Source organism: Pseudoramibacter alactolyticus ATCC 23263, from assembly GCF_000185505.1.
Lineage (GTDB): Bacteria > Bacillota > Clostridia > Eubacteriales > Eubacteriaceae > Pseudoramibacter > Pseudoramibacter alactolyticus.
Window position 1 is genome coordinate 851644 of the sequence record NZ_GL622359.1, and the last position, 24872, is coordinate 876515.

The 24872-nt window shown below is 52.0% G+C and carries 14 protein-coding genes and 1 pseudogene; all 15 read right to left on the reverse strand.

Annotation, left to right across the window (positions count from 1 at the left end; translation table 11 throughout):
* Positions 1 to 47: 47 nt before the first annotated feature.
* The gene (locus tag HMPREF0721_RS04010) at positions 48 to 2471 is read right to left on the reverse strand and encodes an LTA synthase family protein (RefSeq protein WP_006598286.1); all 2424 of its coding nucleotides are present in this window, start codon (positions 2469 to 2471) and stop codon (positions 48 to 50) included.
* 234 nt (positions 2472 to 2705) lie between these two features.
* Positions 2706 to 4472: a pyruvate kinase gene (gene pyk / locus HMPREF0721_RS04015; RefSeq protein ID WP_006598288.1), complete on the reverse strand. Its 1767-nt coding sequence runs from the start codon at positions 4470 to 4472 to the stop codon at positions 2706 to 2708.
* A gap of 109 nt (positions 4473 to 4581) precedes the next feature.
* Positions 4582 to 5541 (reverse strand): 6-phosphofructokinase, encoded by a 960-nt coding sequence (gene pfkA / locus HMPREF0721_RS04020; protein ID WP_006598289.1) that lies wholly within the window; start codon positions 5539 to 5541, stop codon positions 4582 to 4584.
* Positions 5538 to 9074, reverse strand: coding sequence for a DNA polymerase III subunit alpha (locus HMPREF0721_RS04025; protein ID WP_006598290.1), 3537 nt, complete (start codon positions 9072 to 9074; stop codon positions 5538 to 5540). Before HMPREF0721_RS04025 ends, pfkA begins: the two co-directional genes overlap by 4 nt.
* Positions 9075 to 9121: 47 nt before the next feature.
* Positions 9122 to 9625 (reverse strand): VanZ family protein, encoded by a 504-nt coding sequence (locus tag HMPREF0721_RS04030; protein ID WP_050786958.1) that lies wholly within the window; start codon positions 9623 to 9625, stop codon positions 9122 to 9124.
* Between the two features lie 191 nt (positions 9626 to 9816).
* Positions 9817 to 10812: a SagB/ThcOx family dehydrogenase gene (locus HMPREF0721_RS04035; protein WP_040639896.1), complete on the reverse strand. Its 996-nt coding sequence runs from the start codon at positions 10810 to 10812 to the stop codon at positions 9817 to 9819.
* Positions 10760 to 11563 (reverse strand): thioesterase II family protein, encoded by an 804-nt coding sequence (locus tag HMPREF0721_RS04040; RefSeq protein WP_006598293.1) that lies wholly within the window; start codon positions 11561 to 11563, stop codon positions 10760 to 10762. Before HMPREF0721_RS04040 ends, HMPREF0721_RS04035 begins: the two co-directional genes overlap by 53 nt.
* Position 11564: 1 nt before the next feature.
* A complete protein-coding gene (locus HMPREF0721_RS04045; RefSeq protein ID WP_006598294.1) occupies positions 11565 to 13802 on the reverse strand; it encodes an FtsX-like permease family protein in 2238 nt (745 codons plus the stop codon).
* 12 nt (positions 13803 to 13814) lie between these two features.
* Positions 13815 to 14513 (reverse strand): ABC transporter ATP-binding protein, encoded by a 699-nt coding sequence (locus HMPREF0721_RS04050; protein WP_040640255.1) that lies wholly within the window; start codon positions 14511 to 14513, stop codon positions 13815 to 13817.
* A 71-nt stretch (positions 14514 to 14584) separates the two neighbouring features.
* Entirely contained in the window at positions 14585 to 15331 is a 747-nt protein-coding gene (locus tag HMPREF0721_RS04055) for a thioesterase II family protein (RefSeq protein WP_006598296.1), read from the reverse strand.
* Positions 15331 to 16875, reverse strand: coding sequence for a phosphopantetheine-binding protein (locus HMPREF0721_RS04060; RefSeq protein ID WP_006598297.1), 1545 nt, complete (start codon positions 16873 to 16875; stop codon positions 15331 to 15333). The genes HMPREF0721_RS04055 and HMPREF0721_RS04060 overlap by 1 nt, the downstream gene beginning before the upstream one ends.
* Positions 16872 to 17528 (reverse strand): 4'-phosphopantetheinyl transferase family protein, encoded by a 657-nt coding sequence (locus HMPREF0721_RS04065; RefSeq protein WP_006598298.1) that lies wholly within the window; start codon positions 17526 to 17528, stop codon positions 16872 to 16874. The genes HMPREF0721_RS04060 and HMPREF0721_RS04065 overlap by 4 nt, the downstream gene beginning before the upstream one ends.
* Complete coding sequence (locus HMPREF0721_RS04070; RefSeq protein ID WP_006598299.1) at positions 17528 to 18820, reverse strand: hypothetical protein; 1293 nt, start codon at positions 18818 to 18820, stop codon at positions 17528 to 17530. Before HMPREF0721_RS04070 ends, HMPREF0721_RS04065 begins: the two co-directional genes overlap by 1 nt.
* Positions 18821 to 18835: 15 nt before the next feature.
* Positions 18836 to 23941, reverse strand: coding sequence for a non-ribosomal peptide synthetase (locus HMPREF0721_RS04075; protein WP_006598300.1), 5106 nt, complete (start codon positions 23939 to 23941; stop codon positions 18836 to 18838).
* Between the two features lie 371 nt (positions 23942 to 24312).
* Positions 24313 to 24677: pseudogene (gene tnpA / locus HMPREF0721_RS04080) on the reverse strand (IS200/IS605 family transposase).
* Positions 24678 to 24872 lie beyond the last annotated feature (195 nt).

Genomic DNA, 24872 nt, shown 5'->3' on the forward strand with positions numbered 1-24872 from the left:
CAAAACAGCAGTGGCTTTTCAAATTCTTTTTCTAACATATCATCGTTTTATTTCACCACATTGGTGATCGGCTGATCTTTGGTGCGATATTGCTCGTCGTATTTCTTGAGGTATCCGCGCAGTTCGTCGTCGCTCTTGCCATCCACCGCATTTTTGTGGAGGAATAAGCGACGAACGCGATTTTTCCGGTCGAACATGTTGTTGTAAAGCACCTTCTGGTAATTCTGAACACTGGCATTATACTTTTTGCCGTCTTCAAGCGTCAGGTAATCGCCATCCGATGTTTTAACCCCCTTGATGCTGAGAACCGGCAAGGTATCCTTCAAGGACTGCTGATATTTGTCGTAAGCGGTCGTTTTGAGTCCAAGCGTCTGGAGCAGGGTGCTCTGCAGGTAATTCACCGAGAGATCGTTGTTGCTCTTTTCCTGAATGTCATAATTGGTCCAGATCACATAAGGAGTCACATATTGCTGCTGGGTCTCTTCATTGGTCCAATTATCCCGGGACTTGCCCTTCATGTCGGTGTAAAAATTATCGTTCAGCCGCGGCTGATGGTCGCCGAAGAAAACGACGGCCACCGGTTCCTTCTGCGATTTGAAGTAAGTGATCATCTCCTTTAACGCCTTGTCGGATTCGCGCATCAGGGTCAAAAATTCTTCTTCGTAAGTATAGTCGGTTGCCCCCGATGTCCTGTGGGGCATGCTGGTGATGTGCACCTGATCCATCCCAGCGGTTCCCACCGAATAGCCGCCGTGATTGGCAATGGTCACGTCGAAAATAAACTGCGGTTTGCTGCCGCGGTTTTTATAGAGGTTAATAATCTTTTGATATGTCGCGCGGTCACTGGTGTAATTGCGGGTCAATTCGGCATTTCGAAAAGAATCTTCGTAGAAATAGGTGTGATCAAAGCCAAGATATGGATAGACCTTGTTGCGCTTCCACGCAGTCGACTGCCCCGGATGCATGGCATAGGTTTCATATCCCTGAGCCTTCAGATTTTTAGCCAGACTGGGCGTCGTGTTGGTCACATACATCTGATACGGGCGGCTGTTCTGAGGCACAAACGCCGTGGAGTTCCCCGTTAAGAAGGAGAATTCCGTATTACAGGTCCCAGCGCCGTAAACGTCCACATAGAGCTTTCCGCGCACGGTGTTTTCTTTCAAACTGTTAAAGAAAGAAATATAGCTCTTGTCGGTCTGCATATTCCCAAGGACGGATAAATCCGAAAAGCTCTCGTTCATCACCGCGATGATCGTGGGTTTTTTCGTGCTGCTCCCCGTTGCCGTGGTCACAGCATTTTTGCCGGCCTGGGTATTGGCACCCACTTCGTTTTCCGCCTTTTTCGCCCCGGAATTAACAATTTTCTTGACGGACGCCACCGAATAACCATCCGGCTTGGTGACATGCAGAAGCTTCGCGTTAACAGCAAAGGCCGTAACGTATTGGTTGTTTTTCGGCGCCCAGGAATCATAAATATCTTCCACCGGCACATGGGCAAACAGCAACGCAAACACAGCCGCCAATCCTACGGCGGAAAGACGCATCACCAAATTTTTGCGTTTGACCGGCGTCAACTTTTTCGGCAGATGATAACTCATGACAAACACGGTGATAAACAAATAAATCCCCGCAATGATATCGCCGCTGATACCCAAAGTATAACCCTTGAGAACCTCTAAACCGGTCCCTGCGGAAATTAAATCGCCAAAATAAAATGGATCCCCACGAAACAGCAGCAGAAAATGGTTGGTAATCCCCAGAATCAAAAGAATGATGGCCCCGGCTTTTACACTGATGCGCAGCCGTCCGGTAATGGCATAAAAAATAAAGAAAATCATCAGGATAATGAAGAATGCCAAAAAAAGATTGCCAAAGCCCATCGGATCCATGCGGCTGCCTGTGAATTCCGGCATCCCACAGGCCAATTGAACCATGCCCTGGGTCATTAAGAGAACGAGCAGCATCACAATGATCCGCCATGTTTTGGCCGCGCGATCTTCAAAGTTGAGCTTAAAGGCTGTAAACAGCGCGGTCAGCCCAATCGAAACGACGACGATCCCCCAATAGCGCATGCGGATTTGAGTCTGCTCGAAATGACCAAACACCGACATCGCCGCGCCCAAGCCAATCATTAAAATTAATGCTGCGATCAAGCGAATTCCGCTGGTTTCAATCGGAATCTCGAAGGTTCGCCTCATCGGCTTAAGCAATCCTTGTTTGGGCTTAGAATTCCCCGCACCTTTCAAGCCAAGGCGAACTTTTGGCCGCACGCGTTCTTTTTGTCCGCCGCGATCGGTTCGGCCAAAATGAAATTTCAAACCCAATAATAACTTTCCCAAAAACTTGGGCTTTGATGCCTTGTCCGATGTTGCTGTTTCCTGCGGCGTCTTCGCCTCAGCCGCATTTTGTTCGGGCATTCGCTTTGTTTCTTCGGGTTGCTGTGTCGCGGGCTGTTTCGATTCTGCCACCATTTTACCTCCATGCTGATTCTATTGAATGATGGTGGCATCGCCGGATTCCCTTCCGATGCGTTAAATCACCACCGTTTTTTCATCATCGATGGCCCACAAAAGGTACCATCCTCCAAATTTGCTTTAAAAAAGGGCAAACCGGCCCCGTAATTGGACTCCAGTTTACCCTTTTTTTACATGATATGCAAGTTTTTCATTTAAAATTTAAAGGTTATTCCAAGCTTGAAAGCACGCTCAAATGCGTTTATTGCGAACCGCACCCTGATAAATCATCCCATTGAGCGGATCCACCGTGATCAGTTTGCCTTCCTCGATCACGGAGGTCGCCTTTTGAACGCCTTTAATCACCGGAATGCCATAGTCTTTCGCCACGTGATCTGCCTCGGTGTTAAAACCTGTCTCCGATGTGATCACGGCCGCCGCCTTTTCAATCGCGCCGTAAATACCCGGCGTGATCACCCGCGTCACCACAATATCGCCTTCGTTGAAATCGTCCAGCGTATCCGGAGTAACAAAACGCGCAAAACCCGTGACCATCCTATCGCCGACACCCATCCCGGAAAGAATGGCATTGCCGACTGTCCGCACACGGATCGTGTTTGTATTGCCTTGAATTCCAAAGGGCAGCCCGGCCGACGCGATAACCAAATCGCCGACTTTGACAATACCCATCACTTCGAGGATGCGGTTAACATCGCTGACAAGATCTTCAATTTCGGTAATCTTTGGAATATAGATGCAGTAAACGCCCCACTGCAGACAGCAGCGCCGCACGGTTTTCATATTATCCGAGACCGCCGCAATCAAACAATCCGGCCGATACTTCGAGAGCATCCGCGGCGTATAACCGCCGGATGTCGCGGCAATAATCGCTCGGATATCCAGATTGTCCACCATGTTGACCACTGCCGAACACACGGCATTCGTCACTGTCCTTTCACCATTCGTCACATGATGGCGCACCTGGTAGGTTTTAGAATTTTCCGTTTTGCGCACGATTCGCGCCATGGTTTGGCACGCTTCAACGGGATAATCGCCGGCTGCCGTTTCACCTGAAAGCATCACCGCATCCGTGCCGTCAAAAACGGCATTGGCCACATCGCCGACTTCCGCGCGGGTTGGTCTGGGATTGCGGATCATCGAATCGAGCATTTGCGTCGCCGTGATCACCGGCCTCCCGACGATATTGCAGCGCTGGATGATGTTTTTTTGTACCAACGGCACATCTTCCGCCGGAATTTCGACGCCCAAGTCCCCACGGGCCACCATAACCCCGTCCGAAACAGTGATAATCCGCTGGATGTTATCGACGCCTTCCTGGCTTTCAATCTTCGAGATGATCTGCACGTATTCCCCGCCGGCTCGATCAAGTACCTTGCGAATGGCGATGACATCCTGGGGTTTGCGAATAAAAGAAGCCGCGACGAAGTCGATTCCCTGGGCTACCCCAAATTTCAAATCCGCTTCATCTTTCTCCGTCAGGCCCGGCAAATTGATGGCCACGCCGGGAATATTCATGCTTTTACGGCTGCCCAGTTCACCGCCATTATCAATACGACAGATGATGTCTTCCCCTTTAATTTCAGTCACCGTCATTTCGATCAGGCCGTCATCAATCAAAATGGTATTGCCAACTGATAAGTCTCCGGGCAAGCCTTTGTAGCTTACCGAGATTCGGCTGGCATCACCTTCGATATCGTCTGTCGTAATGGTGACCATTTCTCCTTCGGTCAGGGTCACTTTATTGTCTTTTAAAACGCCGGTCCGGATTTCCGGACCCTTGGTATCCAGCATGATCGCCACCGCAATACCGGCATCTTTTCTGGCTTTTTTGATGCGGGCAATGCGTCTGGCGTGTTCTTCGCGATCCCCGTGGGAAAAATTCAGTCTGGCCACGTTCATTCCGTTGGCGATTAACGCTTCCACTACGCCGTCGCGATCCGTCGCCGGCCCCATTGTACATATCATTTTTGTTTTCTTCAGCACTGCCGGATTTGGCATTTTTTCTTCCTCCTGCCTTTAAAATCAGTTCCTCTGCAAGATCGGGCTTCTGTTTTTTTGCCCAAAGGCTCAATCATTCACTGTATTGACATTCCCGATCCGGCTGATTTTACATTGATAAAATCTGTGTCATCTGATACATGGCTTCATCAAAAATCTTAGGTGTCGCCAGCGCTTCTTCCAGTTCAATCGCCAGATATTTACCGTTGCGGTTGACAATGACCGTTCCCGTATTGCCTTCCAGAATGGCATTCACCGCCTGATACCCCATATTACTGGCCAGGTTCCGATCAAAATGGCTCGGTGCTCCGCCGCGTTGAATATAGCCGAGGTTTGTCCCTTTGGTTTCAACCCCAGTCAGCTCCTGAACTTTTTTACAATAATCGCGATAACCGCCGCAGCCTTCTGCCAGCATGATGATGCTGTGCATTTTGCCACGGTCTCGACCTTCGATCAATCGCTGACAAATCACTTCGAGCGGCACATCCTTTTCCGGGATGATCATCGCCTTGGCCCCGCATGCCAAGCCGGCATACATGGCAATGTCCCCGCAGCGGCGCCCCATCACCTGCACCACATTGATGCGATTGTGGGAAAACGTCGTGTCTCGGATTTTGCCGATGGCTTCAATGGCCGTGGATACCGCCGTATCAAAACCAATGGTATAGTCCGAAGCGCCAAAGTCGTTGTCAATGGTGCCCGGAATACCAACGACTTCAATGCCCAAACGTTTTAAACACATGGCCCCATTCAGACTGCCGTCGCCGCCGATCACCACCAAAACTTCGATTTCGTATTCTTTCAACACTTCGGCAGCCCGTTTTTGCCCGGCGGAAGTCGGGAAAAAATCCGACCGGGATGTTTTTAAAAGCGTGCCCCCGCGATCAATGATGTTCGCCACCGAGTGACTGTTCATCGGATAAATATCCTGCTCCAAAAGCCCGGCGTAACCACGGTTAATGCCATACACCTCGAGACCGTTAAATACCGCGGTGCGAACCACTGCGCGAATGGCCGCATTCATACCCGGTGCATCTCCGCCACTGGTTAAAATTCCTATGCGTTTCATCGTAGCTTTACCCTATCCTCGCCGAGGATTCCTTTCAATTGATTGATTAATGCCTGATCGAACCGGATCCACAACCGCTTGTCGGCTTTAAATTTTTTTTGCTCATGCGCAAAATACAACACGACCGGAATTTCTCCCGGAAACCGCCGCAGAATCGGTTTAATCTGCTCAAGAAGACGCTTCTGGGAAAAATCATTGAATGCGAGCACCAGCGACCGGACACGCTTTGATGCGTCGGCACCGGTGTTATTGACCGACGGCGACGGTCTGCCCCCATTGCGCACCTGATCGATGGGCAGAATCTGATCGGCAATGATCGAAATATTCATTTCTTCATTATAGTTGATGCGCCCGCGTATTAAAAGCGGTTTGTCCGATTTTAACAAAGTTCGCGAACGATCGTAAGTTCTCGGAAAGACGACCACTTCCATGCGGCCATACAAATCTTCCAACGTCAGAAAGGCCATCTGCGCATTGGTCTTGGTCAGCTGGACCTTAAGCTGATCCACCAAGCCACCGACGGTAACCCGCCCGCCGTCAGGAATGCCTGAAGCCAACAAATCTTCGTAACTGTCCATCATGCCCGAATTGAGATTAGTCTCCGACGACAAAATCCCCACATAATGCTCAAGAGGATGTCCCGAAACATAAAGGCCGAGCACCTCCTTCTCGCGCGCAAGTTTTTCGGCCTTGCTAAATGGCGGCGCCTCCGGAAAGGTATCTCCTTTATAAGCATTCAGTTCTCCCATATCGAGCAACGACATCTGCCCCGACAGCCGGTCCTGCTTTTCCTCGGCGACCTGCTGCACAATCAAGTCACTGCCCAGTACCATCCGCGCTCGGTCGATTCCCAAAAAATCAAAGGCGCCGGCCAAAATCAAATTCGCAGCCGCCTTCTTGTTCACGGCGTGGCTGTCTACCTTCTCGCAAAAATCCCGGAAGCCGGTGAATGCGCCTTCGGTCTGCCGCGCATTGACAATGGCTGCAATAGGTTTGTCACCCAAACCTTTAATCGCTCCCAGTCCCATGCGGACGTTCTCGCGGCCATCGGCATTGATCTCCACCGAAAATTTTCGGCGGCTGATGTTTACATCCGGCAACAGCACCCGAATGCCGCGCCGCTTGCAGTTATCGATATATTGCGAAATTTTCTTTTCATTATCCATCACGGAGGACATGAGCGCCGCCATGAATTCTGCCGGATAATGCCGCTTGAGCCAGGCTGTCTGGTAGGCAATGACCGCATAGGCCGCAGCGTGGGATTTATTAAAGGCATATTTGGCAAAATCCTTCATTTCTTCATAGATTCTGCGCGCCGCTGCTTCCGGAATGCCTTTGGCCACCGCACCGGGCACCACTACCTGGCCATCGGTGTCTCGTTCGCCGTGAATAAAGACTTCCCCTTCGGCGTCCATCACCTCGCTTTTCTTTTTGCTCATGGCCCGGCGCACCAAATCGCTTCGCCCCATCGAAAAGCCAGCCAGATCCCGGAAGATTTGCATGACCTGCTCCTGATACACCATGCAGCCGTAGGTCACGTTCAGAATAGGGCGCAGCGCCTCATGGGTATAAGCGATGTGTTCCGGATCTTTTTTATTGGCAATGTAGCGCGGAATCTGATCCATCGGCCCCGGCCGATAAAGCGAGATGCCGGCGATGATGTCTTCAAAGGTCTGAGGCTGAAGCTCGCGCATAAAGGCAATCATCCCCCGACTTTCCAATTGGAAAACGCCCAGGCAATCACCGGAAGCAATCATCTCGTAAACACCGGCATCGTGCATATCAATGTGATCAATATCCACCGCAATCCCCCGGGATTCCTGAATATTGGCCACCGCATCAGCAATGACGGTCAACGTGCGCAAGCCCAGAAAGTCCATCTTGATCAAGCCCAGATCTTCCAAAAGGTTCATGGTGTACTGAGTCGTAATGGCATCCCCGTTGCGATAAAGGGGAACGTATTCCGTCAACGGCGCATCGGAAATGACAACGCCGGCCGCATGGGTGGATGCGTGTCGGGCAAGCCCCTCCATCTTTTCCGACATGGCAAGCAGCCGCCTGACCTCGGCATCACTGTCCGCCATCTGCTTGAGATCGGGATTTTCTTCAATGGCTTCGTGAATGCTCACGCTCTGGCCGGGACGCATCGGGATTTCTTTAGCGACTTTATCCACCTGTGCATAGGGAATGCCCAGCACGCGACCCACGTCCCGAACGGCGCCGCGGGCCGCCATGGTCCCAAAGGTGATGATCTGCGCCACCCGGTCCTTTCCATATTTGCGAATAACATAGTCAATTACTTCCTGGCGCCGTTCATAACAAAAATCGCAGTCGATATCCGGCATGGTCACGCGTTCCGGATTCAGAAAGCGCTCGAAGAGCAAATTATACTGCAGCGGGTCCAAGGTGGTGATATCAAGGGCATAGGCCGCCAAAGAGCCGGCGGCGCTGCCGCGGCCCGGTCCCACAGGAATATTGTGGGTTTTCGCATAATGGATAAAATCCCAGACCACCAAAAAATAATCGTCGAACCCCATCGTATGAATGGTTTTTAATTCATAATCCATGCGCTCGCGAATTTCCGGCGTAATCGTATCGTAGCGTTTGGCAAGACCGGCTTCACAAAGGTGACGCACATAATCACCCGCCTCGGTATAGCCTTCCGGCAGTTCAAACTTCGGCAGATGAGCGCTTTCCAAATCGAAGGTGACATGGCAGCGATCGGCGATTTTCTGAGTGTTGGCCAAAGCTTCAGGATGATCCGGGAACATGGCCGCCATTTCCTCCGGTGACTTCAGATAAAACTGATCGTTGGCATAACGCATCCGATCGGTCTCATCCACCGTCGATCCGGTTCCAATGCACAGCAAAACATCGTGCGCTTCATAATCATCCTGACGCACGTAGTGGCAATCATTGGTCGCTGCAAGCCCGATACCGTATTTATCGGCCAGATGAAAGAGAAATTCCCGAACCTTAGCCTCCTTCGACAGGCGGTGATCCTGAATCTCTAAAAAAAAGTGATCCTTGCCGAAAATATCAATATAAGTTTCGCAGAGCGCTTCAGCCCTGGCTGGCTGTTCCTCCAAAACCGCCCGGGGAATTTCGCCGGCGATACAGGCTGACAGACAGATAATCCCTTCGCGATAACGCCGCAGTGTATCGTGGTCGATGCGCGGCTTATAATAAAAACCATCGATAAAGCCCTTGGAGACAATTTTAGACAGATTGCGGTAGCCTTCGTTATTTTCTGCCAGTAAAATCAGATGATACGGCCGGCTGTCCTTCCCCGCTTCTTTATCCAACAATGTTCGCGGCGCCACATAAACTTCACAGCCGATAATCGGATTGATTCCCCGGGCCACACAGGCTTTATAAAACTCAATCCCGCCGAACAGCACCCCGTGATCCGTCAGTGCCAACGCATTCATGCCCATTTCTTTCGCCGTTTGGACGTAATCCGAAATTCGGCCAAAACCGTCCAATAAACTATATTCCGAGTGAACGTGCAAATGGGTAAAGGAAATGGTCATTCTGGCGCCTCCTGTTTAAAAAGTTGCTCCTATTATACCACAATCTCTCAATCCTTCAAGAAAAAGTCCCGGCCGGTCGAATTTGTTCCCGAATGCCATTTGTCGCGCGTTCGGCTTGCTCGCCGCGCACGCCATCTGCTTACCCACCAACATAAAGCAAGTCCCGCAATCACACCGGCACTGTCGATAAGAACATCCTTGAGCTGTCCGGCGCGGCCGGCAACCAGCAACTGGTGAGCTTCATCTGTCATGGCATAAACCACTGCTATGACTGCCGAACGCCAAAGCCGGCGCTTCAACAACGTTTGGAAGCCAAAACTGTTAAAGAGCAGAATGGCCAAAATCGCGTACTCCGTCATGTGCGCGCCCTTGCGGATAATGAGCACTATCGTCTGCGCTGACAACTCTTTTCCGCCCGGCAATCCCGCGATAAGCCAGTGCGCTATCGACGAACTCAGCGCACCTGAATGACTGCCGTCCTGAGCACTAAAGCTGAAAATTACCGCCATCCAAATAAGACTGGCTATTCTGAAAAAATATCGCCTTCGCATGTATTCCCCCTGATCCTTTAAAATGATGCCTGTTATTTTAGCATATTTATCGAAACAAACCCTTTGCTCATTTTTTTAAAGCCGCCACTATGTGATTGCGTTTCCTAAAAAAGCGCAAGCAAAAACCAGTCGCGCATCTAATACGTGGTTTTCTTCACAACAATAAAAAACCGGCCGGTGGCCGGATCATTTTAAGTTTGGCACGGAACGCCAAACTCCATGCAAAACAAATACTTTTGTTCCGGACGAAGCGCCAAATAGGTTTCTGCCGCCGAAGCCTTCATCTCGCCGATACAGCAACTGCCCAATCCCAGGGCCGCCGCCATTTGTGTGAGGGTGCCCGCGAGAATCCCCGCATCTAAAATTCCATAAAAATAGGCACGATCTCCATATTTGGGCGTCGCAATCGCCGAATTATACACCATGAACAGCGTAAAAGCAGACGATTCAAAAATCGGTTTGTTCAAAAAGAAATGCGCATTCACCGTGAACCTTGAAGGCGGCGCCTGCCGCAGCAGCCGCCCGTGTTTGGCATCCACCCCGTAAAGGCCGCCCAGCACCTGCTCCACGCGATTGTCCTTGACCAGACAGTAAATGTCCAACGGGTACAAACCGCCGGCACTGGGATAGGCACAGTGCCGAAACGGCGATGTCCTTGCCGGCATCTGGCGCATCACGGCCATGCATTGGTCAAAATGCGCCCGGGAAACGAATGACTGTGTGTCAAATTGCCGGCAGCTTTCCCGCTCGCGGTAAACCCGCGGCAATATCGCCGATGAAAAATCCACGGCCTCGGCATTATCCGCCCCGATCCACTCCCGGTCCAATTGCTTGCGCCGGTAAGCGGCCACATAGTCTGCATTCTGAAAATGCGTCTGCGCGCCGTCTGGATCCTCCGGCATCAATGCCGCCTGGCCGTAAAAAATCTCGTCAATGGTTTGTACTTCTCCAATGAGAATGCGCAGGCTCTCCAGCTTGACGATAAAGCGCTTCAGCCTGATGGGGTTAAACTCCCGGTAGGACTGAAGCAATTGCTCCCGTTCAATGCCTGACTGTGTCCAAAAATAAAATTCCGGAAATAAAATGACGTAGCTCTCGGAAAAATAATACTGAGCGATGCGCAGTTTGCCATCTTCACAGATGGCCCAGTGCACGCCCGGCGCCCAATACAGCCGTTTTGTTTCCATGAACGCAGTCCTCCCTTTCTTCACCAAACGGCGGATCGCAGACCGCCAAGATTTCGCCGATTGCTTTCTCTACTGAGCGCAGATGCTCAAAAAGATAAAAGTGACCGCCGGCAAATGCCCGCACGTTGATTGGGCGCGCGCTCACCTGCTGCCAGTCCGACAATTTGTTCCACGCGATCTCCGGATCCGACACACCGTAAAACACGTGGACCGGCGCCTGCATTTTTTGGCAGTCCGCACCTTTCGCCGGTTCATAGGCATCTAAAAGCGCCATATCCGCACGCACCGGCGCCAGAAAAAAAGACAAATAGTCCGGGTGTTCCAAAATTATCGGCGGTATTCCACCCAGCGCCTTAAGATACGCAATGAACTGCTCATCATTTTTTTCACTGTGATGGCTGTTGCTGTTAAACGGAGTCGTCTGCCCCGACGCGATGACGGCCCGCACATCGAAGCCCGGCGATGCTTCCAGGCGCTTCGCCACTTCCAAGGCGGCAAAGGCCCCCATGCTGTGACCAAACAAAACCGTCGCCTGCGTTTCACCTTTATTCTCCGCAAGAATTTCCCCCGTGAGCACATCGGTGAGCGCCGCCATCGTGCGCATACAGGGCTCTCGGTGCTTGCGCCCTCTTCCGGGGTATTCGCACAAGTTTACCGTCAATCCCGGCAGCGCCGCCTCCAATCTTTTGAGCCCATAATAAGCATTCGCACTCCCCCCGGCGTGGGGGAAACAATACAAGGTAAGCGCCATTTCATTCCCTTTCTTTCAGAACGGCCACTGCCTGGGTTTCCTTCCATCGCAGATAGCGGGACAAGGCCGCCATGACCAGCGCATACACCGAGCAGGCAAACCCCATGACCATCAGGTAGTGCCGCGGCTGATAGGTCAAATCGAGGCCGACCGAAACATGCGCCACAAACAGGGGCCACAAAGCATCCATAATCGCTTTTCCCGCAAAGGTCGATACCGTCAATGCCGTCGCGAAAATAGGCAAATCGCACAGCATGTACAATTTGCGGATTTCCCGGTGCGAATAACCGAATATGCGCATCAGTGAAATCGAAAATTCGGACCGGTCCAGAATAAACTTCATCATCAGATAAACGATCGCCACGAAGATCACCATGGCAATGACCGTCGTCATCGCGGACAAGGGCCGCATGTTTTTCTGCAGGGTGGCCGCAAAATCCCGGATATCCTGCCGGCTCATCCGGGAAGCCACGACGGCATGATCCAAATGCAGCGGTTTTTTTGAAAAAAGCACATTATAAGCACCCGGACTCTGCCCTTCCTTTTTCAGCAAGGTCTGTTTATCCATGAACACCGTTGTCCCGATGGAATACGAGCCCACATCAGCGATTCGATAGCGCACCTTGTCATCGGTCGTTTCATCCTTTAAAGTCAGCGTGTCGCCGGCTTTTGTCTGCGTTTTAATCGCCACGGAAGAAGACGCGATCACCTTCTGGCCTTTGACCGTGTGAATTTGCTTGAAGTAACTGCTCTTCCGATCGATGCCCAGCACCGTAACCTCGATATGCGATCCGTCTGCCGCGTCACAGCTGTAAATTTTGGCATAAGCCGCCTCGCTGCCTTTTGGCTGCGTCTTTGGCTGCCGTTTTAAAATATACATGTAGCGATAGGTGCAGTCCCTGCGATTCTGAACGGCCAGATTTTGCACACAAACCTGTATGTTCATTGCCATCATCAAAAGCAAAACCGAGAGAAAAACGCCGACAATCATGGCGATACGGCATTTATATTCCCGCAGCAGCTGACGGATCATAAACCGCGTGTTAAAATCGAATCGCTTGAGCGGCAGACCTGACGTTTTAACGATTTTCCGCTGGTGCCGCAGCAGTTCAAGGGGACTGCGCGCCAGTTTGCGATTTAAGAGAATGCCATTGACCGCCACGATGATCAGTGGCGGCACGAAGATTCCGTAGACAATCAAATACCGGGAGTAAACGGTCGGCAGCAGGGGCAGAGAATAATAGCCCGTCGTCGTCGACAACTGCAGACCGATGCCCGCATTGGAGAAGCCGAGCAAGGTGCCGGCGATTCCTGCAAGCGCGGTCACGATCAGCGGCAGCGTCAAATAATGGCAAACCATCGTTTTCCGGTTAACGCCCATGGCGAAGAGCGCGCCGATGACCGCACTTTCTTTGTCAACGGCATTGGCCTGGAAAATCGAAATCACAAAACCGATCAATGTCAGCAAAATCACCCCGCCGACAATGCCGGACACGCGATTCATCGAAAGATCCTCCACCGCCTCGCCGATTCGCGCGTTGTTCTCAGCCCTGGTCTGGGACAGCACCACCGTCCCGTTGTCCGTGAACAGCCGTTTCACGCTCCGATCGGAAAGCTTTCCGTGCCTGCGGTAAGCATAAATAAAACTTTGAGCAGAAAGCGCTCGGCGGGTTGCCAATAATTTTTCATAGCCTTCCTTTGTCAAAAAGGCCGTGCCGAAATTTTTGCTGTCGGCGCTGACGTCGCTCAAATTTTTCAGCGGAGTTTCGTAATCCGGCGAGCAGCCAACGCCGACAAGCCTGAACGTCTCACCGGCCAACGTCACGTCATCTCCCACGCGCCAGCCGCGCGCTTCGCTAAAATGCCGCTCTAAAAAAATCTCATCCGATCGGCGCGGCAGCCGGCCCTTCGTCGCCGTTATCTTGTTGATCTGGCGGCGCTTGACAAACGTGCGAACCGTCGCCTTCCCGCGTTTAAAATCCAGATACCGCTGATCCTCGACGCTCACCCCGGCAGCCTTCAGCGCCTTTATGGCCTGATCACCGACAGGTATCAGGGCCGTGATTTCGCCGTCTTCCGCGTGAACCTTTCGGGCATTCGCCCGCATGCGCAGATCCACCGTGTCCGCCGAAGCAATCATTGAAACGATAAAATACATGCCCAGCGCAATAAGCACAAACAAGGCAAGGTAAGCCGGCAAATGCTGCCTGAAATTTCTAAAAATACGTTTTTTTAACACGCCGCTGCCTCACTACCATTCCAACTCGCTGGCGGCCAGAGGATGATCATGATACAATTCTTTGGCTATCTTTCCATCCCGGATCTCCACCACATGATCGGCCATTTCCCCAATGGCCACATTGTGCGTGACGATGATGATCGTGGTGCCATATGCCTGATGCACGCGGGTTAAAAGCCCCAGCATCTCTTTTGAAATCGTGTAATCCAGGGCCCCTGTCGGCTCGTCACAGAGAAGCAGCCTGGGATTTTTGATCAGTGCCCGGGCGATGGCGCAGCGCTGCTGCTGTCCGCCGGAGAGCTGCGCCGGGAACAGATCCCGCTGATCCTCGAGCTCCAAGGTCGCCAGCAGCGATTCAAGATTTAAAGGCTGCGGCGAAAGATTTTGACATACCGCAATGTTCTCTGCTACGGTCAGGTCCGGAATCAAATTGTAAAACTGAAATACAAACCCCAGCGCATCGCGGCGGTACACCGACAGCTCATCGCCGTTCATCTGCTCCAGATGGGCGCCGTCAACCACGACCTGCCCGCCATCCACACGGTCCAGAGCGCCAATAATATTAAGCAAGGTCGATTTTCCGGATCCAGAGGGCCCGAAGATCACACAGATTTCACCTGCTTCAATCTGAAGTGACAGCGCCTTTAAAACTTCGTTGCGGTTTTCCGCCGTGCCGTAGCCTTTTTTGATGTTTTTTAATTCAACCAGCATTTTTTCTCTTTTCTTTTTTATGTTTTCTTCATTTTCTTTGCTCATTCTGTCTTCCCGGCCGGATCATGTCATTATCTTTCAAGCATGGCGCACATCTTTTGTGCAATGACCCTTGCATTTTCTGCCAGAAAATAATGGTCGCCGTGCACGGTAAGGGTTTCACGCGGCCCGAGAATGTACGCTTGCCATTCTGCCAAATCCTCTGCAGGCGCCAGCGAATCCTCATCCGCCTGCACGCAAAGCAGCGGACAGTCGATTTTAAAATCGGCCGGATAACGGTATTTGCCCAGCAATCGCATATCCGCTTTTAAAATCGGAAAATAATAGTTCATAAAGGCCGGCATTTTAACAGCGGCTTCATCGATGCGCCCGGATTCCAGAAGAAAGGTCAGCAGATCCGCATCCGACATTGCCGCCACATCGGCACCGATGGCCTGATTATCAGGCGGCGTACTCCCTGAGGCCACGAACAGTCGCGGTGTTTTCCCCTGTGCTTTTAAACAGCGCGCCGCTTCATAGGCGATCAGCCCGCCGGTGCATTGCCCGAAGAGAACCGCCGGCTTCTCAAAAACCTGTGCGTTTTCCTCGACCAAAGACGCAGCCAAAGCTTCGACGCTCTCGGGCATCATCTCGGCCATACGCCGTTCCCGCAGCGGATAAAGCACCGGATAAATGCCGTACGCCTCTGGGAAAAGGCCTTTCCATTCGCTGAACTGACTCGCCGTTCCTCCGGCAAAAGGGAAACAGACGATATTAACCGCTGCCGATTCCCGCGGTGCGCCGTGGGCAAACCACGGCGTTAATGATGTTTTTGCCATTACGCTTCCTCCCAGCCGAAGACGGCCGCCGCCATTCGGCGCACCTCCTCCTCAGAGTCGGCATAAACCTTCATCGTGCAGTGCATTTTATCACCGGAGGTAAAAATCGTCAGACGATTCTCTTCAATATTTTCTCCGAGCTTGGTCAGCCTGGCCGCGACTGTTGACGAATTCGTGATCGGCACCACCTGAAGCAAGTCCTCATTGGTTCCCTGATATTCGGGAAACAGACCGACGTAATTCAGAATCGGAAGGTGATGCGCCAGAAAGCGGAAAGACCAGCGCGGCATAATTTCATAAATCAGCTCCGGATTGGCCTCGCTGGAAAAATCGGCTAAATTATGCGTGGTTTTCATTATCTGAAATCGGGGATTATAAATTGCCACAATCGTATTGAGCCAAAGCCCCAATGTGTTGGCATTGCGGCGATTCCGGCCGTTAGTCAGCACCGCAATGGGCAGACGCCCCGCATAACCGGTTGTGAACGCGTGACATTGGACGTAAAGCCGGGCGGTTGTCTGCAGAGCATCCTGCTGAAACCCCTTGCGCATGCTATCGCTCATGGTTTTGCAGATGGTCATCGAATAAAAACGCTTTCCCCGAATGGAGTGCATATATCGCAGCAAGGCCCCCGTCAGGCGAACGGCAATCAATCCCAACACGCGCGCCCGTTCCCCCAGGGTCGGCCGCCTTGTCCGCACGTATTCGCTGTAATCCAATATGCCGTCGCCGCTTTGTGCCTCCCCTTTTAAAATGGCCTCTAAGCGATCGGCCACCACCAGATGAGACATCCGATCCCAGATGCTGTGGTGTGCGTAAACACGGACCAGGTGTTCGTCCCCGGAAAGGACAATAATTAATACCTTGGCCAGCAGCTGTCCTTCCCCAAATAAATTCATGGCGTTGCGCGCGTCGGCCAGCCCTTCACAGATCGTTTCCCGTGTTTCCGGGCACTGCGCCATATCAATCACCGGAATCTGCCAATCCGCGCTGTCGTACACATGCATGTGATGACCTGGAGCCGCACCGGTCCGCAACGCCTCCTGTTCCGCAATGAACCGGTAAACGGCCGCCTTTACCTGCTCCGTGGTCGCCCCCCGAACATGCACCCGGGTGGACAAAATGCCCAAATAATTTTTCTTACTCATCTCGAGCAGATAACGCTGAAAACGAAACATCCGATAGGTCTTGCTCACCGCATGCAGCGCGTTGCCATTATACGCCTCAAAGCTGTCCCGGATCACCGCACTCGTCAGCCGGCGGCCGGCATCAACAATCTCTGTGTCAGCCTTTCCCGTCACACTGATCGTTTTCGGTGCCGTCTGCTCCTCGATTAAATGCAAAAATGCTTCAAGGGTTTCGTGCGCATAAATATCCTGGATGCTTAAGTCGACGTTTAACTCCTGTTTGATCATCTCCATCATGATCACCGCCTGCAAGGAGTTGCCGTTCATGTCGAAAAAGGATTCCGACTGGTCGATGGTCTCTCTTTTCAATACTTCTTTCCAAATCCCTGTCACTTTTTCTGCCGTCGCTGCTGTCACCGCATTGCCTCCCGTTCTTGTTCACAAAATTGAGTTAATGTTTGCAATGTCACCTGATTAAAAACAGGCATGGTTTCTCCGAAAAATGTAATCACGTTGTTTTTTCTGGCCGTATTTTCGTGCCAGAGACCTGACCGGCGCCCGCAAAATCCCACAAGGGGTGTCATGTCCGTCGCCTTTAGCCCGCCATTCAGCCCGAGCCCTCGGTATTTCCCGGCGGCTTCCTTGAGCGACCACAGCTGGGTGAGCGTTACCGCGCTGCGATGTTTTCGCCAATAACGCATTTCCGGCTCCGATAAGAAAAATGCCGGATCACATACCGTTTCAGAAAAATACGTCTCGACATCCACGCCCACCGGCCGATCGGACACGGCGCAAACAACTGTCGCGTCCCGATGGCTGAGATTAAAACACGGCCCGTTTGAATAATAGGGTTTGCCGAACGCTCCGCGTCTGAGCACGCCCGGATCTTCCCCCGGGTATTCCCGGCGCATTGCAAGTCTCAGCAAGAGCGCCCCGACGATAAGCCCGCGCTTTTTCAGCGCGTTCTGCTGTCGCCTCACCCGTTCTTTTCGCGCCTTTGACAACAAACACAAAGACCGTGCGCACCACCGTTCGCTCAATCGATCGGCTTCATCAAAAATGTAAACCATCAGCGCTCCTCGGTTTTAACCGGATTGAAGATTTCACTGGTATTGAATTTATCTTTCAGAATTCGGGCATTCTCGATCCATTTTTGATACGCCTTCTGCTTAGTGTTATCGATGCTCACTGCTTTCTTCGCCCATTCCCGGCAATAGGTGCAGTCGCATTTCGTCGGTTTTCCGGCGGGGGCGCTTTCCAACCGGCAACTTTTACGATCACATTGATAATCGCGAATGAAATGCTCGAGAAAGCCATCCAATTTTTGATTGTCAATATAGATATCCGGCAGCGCAAAAAACGCCGAATACCGGATCAGCGTATCCATATCGATCTTTCCTGCCCGCAGGCTCTGGACATAGCCCGCGACATCAAATTGCTTTTGACTATTGGCGCTATCATTGCCGATCCAATTCATGATATCCAGCAGATTTCCCTCGTATTTCTCTTCAATATAAGCTTTGACCACCCGGCATAAAAAAGCCGTGCTCTTTGTCCGCTCTACCAATTTAAGCACCAGGCGATCGTTCCCCGTGCGCTTGCAAAGAGCCTCATAATAATGCTGATCCTCCGGCCGAATCCAATCCGATGCAATCATATTCGCCGGATGGGTCACCTTGCGCGCGTAACAATTAACCAAGCTGAAATCGAAATAGTTTTTCTGTGAACGGCTGCCCATCAGACTGGAAGCGGAAACGGCTCCCGCATGATTGAGCGCGTAAGGGCAATCGTGCAGGCAGCCGTTATTGGCAATGATCCGGATCTTTACATTCCGATCGCGGTAAGTCTGAAGCATGGCCTCGAGCAGATCGAAATTGCGGGTGCAGTTCTCTGTTAAAGTCAGCTCATCGGCTCCCATCTCAACCCAGCTTTTCGCCTTGGACAACGATCCGACAAAAGCGTAAATGCCAATGGTCACTTTGATGTGCGGAAACTGCCTTTTGACCAGCTGCAGCAAATAAGGCGAGCAGACAGTCAGCCAGCGAATCCCCATATCGCTGAGGGTCCCGATAAATTCGACGAGCCGCCGATGATCTTCGGGAATGATATCGCGATTTTGCAGCGTCAATGTGTTCAGCAGATAATTAAAATCGATGCCCATAGACCGACAGCGCGCGTTATAGCGCGCCACCTCGTCCAGGCTGACCTCGTTTAAGGCGACCGATGCCCGCCCGCCGCCGACAATATCCGTTTTGAGCTTGCCAAACATGCTGACGATTTGGCCCCGCGTGTCCGTCTTTTCGATAAAATCCAGCAAAGCCGGATCAAAATTCGTCCCCACATCCAGCTTGATTTTTCCCATGGTTCTCCTGCTCCATCATTCTCCGTGCTCAGCCACAATATCCGCCATCTCTTCAATGGTTTCAAACGCGAAGTATTGTTCCCGGGGAAACTTCAGCTGATAATGACTCTCCACCTCGTTGATGATCGTGAAGAGCTTGATTGAATCGCCGCCGATATCGTAAAAATTTTGATCCACGCCGATTCCGTCCGCCGCGAGCACCCGTGACCAAATCCGCCGGATCTGGGTTTCAAGCGGTGTCGCCGGCTGTTTTTGTGCCCCGGATCCGGCCAGCACCTCCGCTTCCGCCAATTGTTTGCGGTCCACCTTGCCATTGACTGTCAAAGGCAGGGCGTCCAGCGCCACGACCGCCGCCGGCACCATGTAGTTCGGCAGCTGCTCTTTCAGGCCGGCCTTGACGGCCTCCGTGTCGACGGGCTTATCTGACACCACAAAAGCGGAAATTTCCTTCACCTGGCCCCGTGCCTGCACCACCGCCGCGCTCTCATCAATTCCGTCCAATGAGGTCAGGGCCTTTTCGATTTCGCCGAGCTCGATGCGATGTCCACGGATTTTCACCTGCGTATCTTTGCGGCCGGAAAAAATGATGTAGGTCTCTTCGTCCGCTTCATGCAGTCGGCCCATATCCCCGGTCCGGTAAAGTCTGCCCAGAGCGGGATGCTCGATAAAGGACGCCGCGGTTTGAACCGGATCATTTAAATAAGCCTGTGCCACGCCGGCACCGCCGATAAAGAGCTCGCCCTCCACATCCGGCGGACACAATGCCCCGGTATAATTCAACACATAAAACTGCTGATTGGCCAGCGGCATCCCATAGGGAATGCTTTGCCAGTCGGGCCGGATCTCGCAGATCGGGTATTCGATGGACCAAATGGAGGCCTCGGTCGCGCCGCCCATGCTGACCACCTCAATCCCCGGCAGCAAATCCATGATCGTCCCCGGCAGGCCTACCGGAATCCAATCGCCGCTTAAAATAGCCAGCCGCAGCAAATTATCAGTTACCGTGATCATCCGGCCGCCGGCTTCGGCAAAGCCGCGGCTTGACTGCCGGCTCAGCTCCTCCGCATACATCTGCATGAAGGCCGGCACGGAATTCCAAACGGTCACCGCTTCGTTGGCCACCAGTGCAGCCACTTCGCGCACATTCCGCGGGTCCTGCACCATGACCAGACGCGCACCGGCCGCCAAACTGCCGAAAATATCATACACCGATAAATCAAAGCAAATGGAAGACAGCCCGATGAAGCAGTCCTCGCTGCCGACACCGTAACGCTGATTGACATCCAAGATGGTATTGACCGCAGCCTTGTTGGTAATCACGACGCCCTTCGGCCGGCCGGTGCTCCCGGAGGTATAAATCGCATAGGCTACCGCCTCGGGATCGGCCGCCGTTTTCGGGCGGGGCAAACCGTTTGTGTCAAACGCATCCATGCTGTCGATCACGAGTCTGCAGCCTGCGTCCGTCACAATCTTTTGCCGTCTGCTCTCGGGGTTTTCGGGATCCAGCGGAACATAGGCCGCGCCGATCTTCAGAACCCCGAGCATTGCCGCGATGGTCTCTTTCCGACGATGGCCCATAACACCCACATAGTCCCCCTTGGACACGCCCTTGGCGGCAAGCCATGAGGCCACGCAACCGGCCGCCTCGTGAAGCTGCGCATAGGTATAAAACCCTGCGGCGTCCTGCACGGCGACGCTTGCGCCATGCCCGGCAACGCTGTCAGCAAAGAGTTGATAGAGGGTCGTCCGGGGAATGGGCGCCGCCGTTTCGTTGTAGCGCTTCCATTTTTCGCGGCAGGCCTCACTCGGCTGCAGATAATCCGCGACGTTTCCGGCCTGATCCAGCCTTTGAAGACAATGCTCGAACAACGCGAACATATCCCTCATCAGATCATCGTCGAAAAGAGCCTGCAAATAATCCCAAGTCACCAAAATCCCTTCCGGCGTCTCCCGGGCCTGGCAGTCCAGATAAACCTGGGAGGTTTGACTGATGGCGTACTGCAGATCGCCGAGCTCGACCGCCGGCGCATCGGCCTGATCCAGGGTGCTGGTAAAAACGATGGGCATCGCGGCTTTGTTGCCGGTGCCTTGTTCCCTTTTGATATCCCGAAGCCATTCCACTCCGGTGTAATAGCGATGCTCCAATCCGCAGAAAATTTCATCCTGTATCGCTTGAAAGACCGTTTTGATCGTCGGGTTGTCCGCGAAGTTAAAAGGCAAGAGCATGGTCGAAGTAAAATCACCCATCATCCGCGCAACATCCGGATGAAAATCATATTTATTGAAAATGGTAACATTCAGCGTGCACCGCGGCTGATTGGCATAGGCCGACAGCGCCAATGCGTAGGCCGTGCAGATCACCGAGGATAAGGAGATGCCGTTTGCCGTGGCCAGGGCGCGAAGCCGCGCAGTCTGACCCGGCGAAAGAGTCAAACTCAGACGTTTAAAAACCGCTGTTTTAGCTGCCGTGGTATCTTTGAGCACCGGCAGCTGAGGCGCCGGCGGAATGGCGGCCGCCCGCTCCTTCCAAAAGGCCTTGTCCTTCGCGTATTGCTCTGACGCGTGAATCGCGTCAATCCCCCGCATAAAATCCCGGAAGGTGAAGGCCAATGGCTCCAGCATCGCCCCGGGATGATCGTAGCACCATAGAAGCTCGCGTTTGAACATTTCAATGCTGCTCGCATCCATGATGAGCAGATCGATGCCCAAAAAGAGATCGCTTTCCCGATCGCTGATGCGCAGCGCCTTCAATTCAAACAACGGCCAGTGATCCGCGGCAAACACCGCGTGGGACATCCGCGCCCGCTCCTCGGCCCGGATGGCTTCAAGCGTTTCAGCGTCCTCGCCCCGTCCGTCAATCACCTCGATATGATAGTGCGGCACCGCCTGTAAAATTTGCTGCCGGTGATCCTCGGTCATCACCAGGCGCATATTATCCTGATGGGCAATCACGCGGTTGAGCGCATCTTCAAATCGCGCCAAGTCCAAATCCGTACGGTATTCATAATAACCGTGGGTCGAGATGCCACCCATATCAAAGGCCTCTTCCCGCCCCAGCAAATAAGCCCGCTGGATATCCGTCAACGCAAAGGGCTCTGCCCGGTGCGCGGGATCGGGTTCGACGGAAAGACACACCGGCGCCGTCGCTTCGTCCATATGCGCTTTGACAAGGGCCACAAAACTTTTCACATCAAAAACCCGCATCAGCGCCTTAAGGCTGAGGCGAATGCCGAAATGCACCTGAAGTTTTGTGGCCAGCTGCATGAGTACGATAGAACTGCCGCCGGCTTCGAAAAAGTTTTTAGAATGCCGGCTGCCGCCGCTCTGAACGCTCTCATTCCATAAATCCTGCAACCGCATGGACAGCGAATCGCCAAAAACAACCGCATCTGTTTCGTCCTCTGCCGCAATCGCTGCACGAATATCGCTGATAATCGGTTCAAACACCCCGTCCTGATATTGCTTAATGAGTGCCGAACGCTGAATTTTCCCGCTATTGGTTTTTGGGATGGCTTCAATGGGCAGATAATAATCAAAGGCGATGAATTGCTCCTGTTTGATGGCCAGATCCAGCTGCCGAATTTTTACCGCAAAATCGGCCGTCGCCTGCCTGCTTTGAATGAACAAAACAAGCTCGGGCTCGTTGTGGCGGTTATAGATCTGAGAGGCGACAATCCGATCCTTAAGTGCCGGAAAAATACGCGCGATCCGATTTTCAATATCCAGCGGATAGTAATTCTGCCCGTTGATAAAAATAATGTCTTTTTTCCGGCCGGTAATGATGATTTCTCCATCAGAAAGATATCCCATATCTCCGGAAGCCAGGTATTCACCGACCATGCGCTTTTGCATTTCGTTTTGACGGAAAAAATAACGTTCGCTGATCGATTCCCCAGCGTAACATAGCTCGCCGACCGTTTCCTCCGGCAAAGCATGGCCCTCGTCATCTGCCACTAAAACCTTAAGCCCCGGAACCGGTGTTCCCACAGAGGCATACCGAACCTGCTGCCGATGTTCGTTCGTCTCGCCGGTGCGTATTTGCGCGCGATTTTCGCCCAGCGCATCAAAGTCCAGGCAGTCCACGCGCATGGGCTTCCCTGCCTTCCCCAGAGAAACCGCAAACGCCGATTCCGATAAGCCATAAGCCGTTCGCAGGGCCACCGGCGAAAGACCCGCTGCCGCAAAGCGGCCGGCAAAATGATCGGCCAGTTCCGCATTGACCGGCTCTGCCCCCAGGAAAAAGTTTTTGACGCAGGAAAGATTCAGCGTTTCTAAATCGGCATCCGAAACGGCTGCATCCAGTAATTTAAGAGCAAAATTCATGCCGCCCAAGACGGTGATCCTCCGATCGCTGACCTGGCGAAGAAACCAATCCGGATGCTGCACGAACAGCGGCGGCGGCATCACGCCCTGGCTCGCCCCTTTCGCAATGGGAATCAAATGAAACCCGATAAATCCAAACGCATGGGTCAAAGGCAGCCAGCTCAGACTCCGTTCCGAATCATCATAATCCATGATGGAAAGCGCAGAGCAAATGGACGCCGCCATGGTTTTCTGTTTGAGCACAACCCCTTTGGGAAGATCCGTGCTCCCGGAGGAAAAAAGAATACAGCATTCATCTTCCGGGGTGATCTTCGGATAAACCATTCCCGTATTGCCGATGCGCCGACCTTTCTCCATCAAATCTTCATAGACCATCAGCGTTATGTTTTCAAAGGGCGCAATCGCTTTCTGATAATCTTTAAGCGACGCCTCGGGAATTAAAATCGTCAGCCTGACAATATCCCGACAGATGTTGAGCTGTTTGTCGAGCACGTCCCTGCCGGCCGCATCGCCCATAGCGAAGGGCAGCGCCATGGGCACGGCCCCCGCGTATTGAATCCCCCAAAAGGCTCGCGAATACTGCCCCGGCGTCGGCAACTGCAGCATGATCTTATCTCCCTTTTCGACGCCTGAAACTATTAATGCATCGGCCAACTTTTTGCCCTCTGCATTTAATTCGGCATAGGAAACCACTTCTGCCTCCGCTGCACTTTTCCAAAAGCACGCAGTCTTTTTGGCATAGAGTTTCAACGATTGGTCAAACATCTCTGTCATTGTCTGAAATAATCTATCTTTCATTTCTCCCCCTTGAAATTATCAGTTTTAACTAACATTAGAATCATTTTAAAACACCGTGTCCCGGTGTTCATTTAAATTTTAAAAATTAGGCAAGTGCTATAATTATACGCTTGCCGATAATTATCTGTCAATATTTATTCTTGTCTTTTACATTATTATTTATTTTTATATGGCCCGCCATCTCTCGAATCCCTTTTTCGACCGCAGACATCGCCCATCCATTTCAAGTTTTACCGGGATATATCTCTCAAAAATGACACAAACCCATCCACGCGTCCAATGTGTGATTATCATTTGAGGGGCAACGCCCTCTGCTCTTAGCGAACACGTAAAACTGTAAACACAATCTGTCAACCGCTTTGTCTGTCTTGTTACTTTTTACTTCTAAATGGATTGGTTCCCGAAATTGCCAGTTGTTCGCCCAATTTATCCTCTGACAGTTCATTCCTTATATATTCGCTGATTCTTTTCTCATTCTTCCCGACCGTATCCACATAATCTCCTTTGCACCAAAATTCCCGATTGCGATATTTAGATTTCAATTCCCCAAAGGTTTCATACAACATCGTGCTCTTTTTCCTTTCAAATATCCCATACAACTTTGATACAGTATATTTGGAGGAATTTCCACCAGCATATGAACATAATCCGGGTAGATTTCTGCATTGACGGTTTTAACGCCCTTCCATTCGCACAATTTCCTCAATATGCCAATGGCTCTTTTTTCTCCCAGCAAAAAAACATGCGCCTGTATTTTGGAGCAAACACAATATGGTATTTACAGTTCCACTTTGAATGCAATAAACTATTGATATCATTCATTCCCATAATGAATGAACCCTCCTTTTCGTTCCTTTCCCTGCAGCTGACAGACCGCATTCAAAGCGGAACGCGACAAGAAGAACCTTTTTTGTTCAAACCTTTAAGGTTT

Coding starts and splice junctions, on each gene's coding strand:
- HMPREF0721_RS04010 (WP_006598286.1), bottom strand. CDS start 2,471: ATGGTGGCAGAATCGAAACAGCCCGCGACACAGCAACCCGAAGAAACA.
- pyk (WP_006598288.1), bottom strand. CDS start 4,472: ATGCCAAATCCGGCAGTGCTGAAGAAAACAAAAATGATATGTACAATG.
- pfkA (WP_006598289.1), bottom strand. CDS start 5,541: ATGAAACGCATAGGAATTTTAACCAGTGGCGGAGATGCACCGGGTATG.
- HMPREF0721_RS04025 (WP_006598290.1), bottom strand. CDS start 9,074: ATGACCATTTCCTTTACCCATTTGCACGTTCACTCGGAATATAGTTTA.
- HMPREF0721_RS04030 (WP_050786958.1), bottom strand. CDS start 9,625: ATGCGAAGGCGATATTTTTTCAGAATAGCCAGTCTTATTTGGATGGCG.
- HMPREF0721_RS04035 (WP_040639896.1), bottom strand. CDS start 10,812: ATGGAAACAAAACGGCTGTATTGGGCGCCGGGCGTGCACTGGGCCATC.
- HMPREF0721_RS04040 (WP_006598293.1), bottom strand. CDS start 11,563: ATGGCGCTTACCTTGTATTGTTTCCCCCACGCCGGGGGGAGTGCGAAT.
- HMPREF0721_RS04050 (WP_040640255.1), bottom strand. CDS start 14,513: ATGCTGGTTGAATTAAAAAACATCAAAAAAGGCTACGGCACGGCGGAA.
- HMPREF0721_RS04055 (WP_006598296.1), bottom strand. CDS start 15,331: ATGGCAAAAACATCATTAACGCCGTGGTTTGCCCACGGCGCACCGCGG.
- HMPREF0721_RS04065 (WP_006598298.1), bottom strand. CDS start 17,528: ATGGTTTACATTTTTGATGAAGCCGATCGATTGAGCGAACGGTGGTGC.
- HMPREF0721_RS04070 (WP_006598299.1), bottom strand. CDS start 18,820: ATGGGAAAAATCAAGCTGGATGTGGGGACGAATTTTGATCCGGCTTTG.
- HMPREF0721_RS04075 (WP_006598300.1), bottom strand. CDS start 23,941: ATGAAAGATAGATTATTTCAGACAATGACAGAGATGTTTGACCAATCG.